General features: G+C 74.9%; 2 protein-coding genes. Both read left to right on the forward strand.

What is annotated here, in order from left to right:
- Positions 1–37 precede the first annotated feature (37 nt).
- Entirely contained in the window at positions 38–805 is a 768-nt protein-coding gene (hisF, locus tag HMPREF3099_RS03225) for an imidazole glycerol phosphate synthase subunit HisF (protein WP_070703896.1), read from the forward strand.
- Entirely contained in the window at positions 802–1,416 is a 615-nt protein-coding gene (gene hisIE, locus HMPREF3099_RS03230; RefSeq protein ID WP_070703894.1) for a bifunctional phosphoribosyl-AMP cyclohydrolase/phosphoribosyl-ATP diphosphatase HisIE, read from the forward strand. Before hisF ends, hisIE begins: the two co-directional genes overlap by 4 nt.
- Positions 1,417–1,463 lie beyond the last annotated feature (47 nt).

The following is a 1,463-nucleotide window of genomic DNA, read 5'->3' on the forward strand; positions in this document are numbered from 1 at the left end:
CGCCGCGGACGCGTCCCCGGCGCCGGCCCCGACGCGCCTGGCGCGCCGCGTGGTGCCCTGCCTCGACGTGCGTGACGGCCGGGTGGTCAAGGGCGTGCGTTTCGCCGACCACCGGGACGTCGGCGGCATCGAGGAGCTGGCCCGCCGGTACCGCGACGCCGGCGCCGACGAGATCGTCTTCTACGACATCTCCGCCAGCCCGGCCGGCCGTTCGGTGGACCGCTCGTGGGTCACCCGCGTGGCCCGCATCCTCGACGTGCCCTTCAGCGTGGCCGGTGGCATCCGCTCGGTGGACGACGCCCGCGAGGTGCTCCACGCCGGCGCCGACAAGGTGTCGGTGAACACCCCCGCCCTGGAGCGTCCCGGCCTCGTGGACGAGCTGGCGGACGCCTTCGGGGTGCAGTGCGTGGTGGTCGGTGTCGACTCGTTGCGCGACGAGGACGGCGCCTGGCGTGTCCGCTCCCACACCGGGGACCCCTCCACGCTGCGCAGCGCGGGGCGCTCCACCCTCGAGTGGGTGCAGGAGGTGACCGAGCGCGGCGCCGGTGAGGTCGTGCTCAACTGCATGGGCTCGGACGGGGTGCGTTCCGGCTACGACGTGGAGCAGCTCGCCGCCGTGCGCCAGCTGTGCCCGGTGCCGTTCGTGGCCTCCGGGGGAGCCGGTGCGGTGGAGCACTTCGTCGAGGCCGTGCAGCGGGCCGACGTGGACGCCGTGCTGGCGGCCAGTGTGTTCCACTCGGGCACGCTGACGATCGGACAGGTCAAGGACGGGCTGGCAGCGGCCGGCGTGGAGGTGCGGCGATGACGGTGGACGTGCAGGTGCTGGAGTTCTCGGCGGAGCAGACCGGCGGGCGCGCCCTGGTGCCCGCGGTGGTGCAGGACGCCGACACCCTGGCGGTGCTCATGCTCGGCTGGATGGACCGTGACGCGGTCGAGGCCACGCAGACCACGGGCCGGGTGACCTTCTGGTCGCGCTCCCGTGCCGAGCCGTGGGTCAAGGGCGCCACCTCCGGCAACACCCTGGAGCTGGTGGACCTGCGGACGGACTGCGACGCCGACAGCGTGCTCGTGCTGGCCCGCCCCACCGGGCCCACCTGCCACACCGGGGCCACCTCCTGCTTCGGCGACGAGCCTCCCGCCTCGGAGGTGGGACGGCTGGCCCGCACGGTGGCGGCGCGGCACGTGGACCTGCCCGAGGGCTCGTACACCACCTCCCTGTTCGAGGGGGGCACGCGCCGCATCGCGCAGAAGGTGGGTGAGGAGGGCGTCGAGGTGGCCCTGGCCGGCGTGGCCCAGGGGTCGCAGGAGCTGGCGCAGGAGTCCGCCGACCTGCTGTACCACCTGCTCGTGCTGCTGCAGGACCGCGGCGTGACCCTGGCGCAGGTGGAGGACGTGCTGCGGGCCCGGCGGGGCTGAGGCGCGGACGGCACGAGGGCGCCCACCGGCCGACCAGCCGGTGGGCG

This window comes from Kytococcus sp. HMSC28H12, assembly GCF_001816045.1.
GTDB classification, from domain to species: Bacteria; Actinomycetota; Actinomycetes; order Actinomycetales; family Dermatophilaceae; genus Kytococcus; species Kytococcus schroeteri.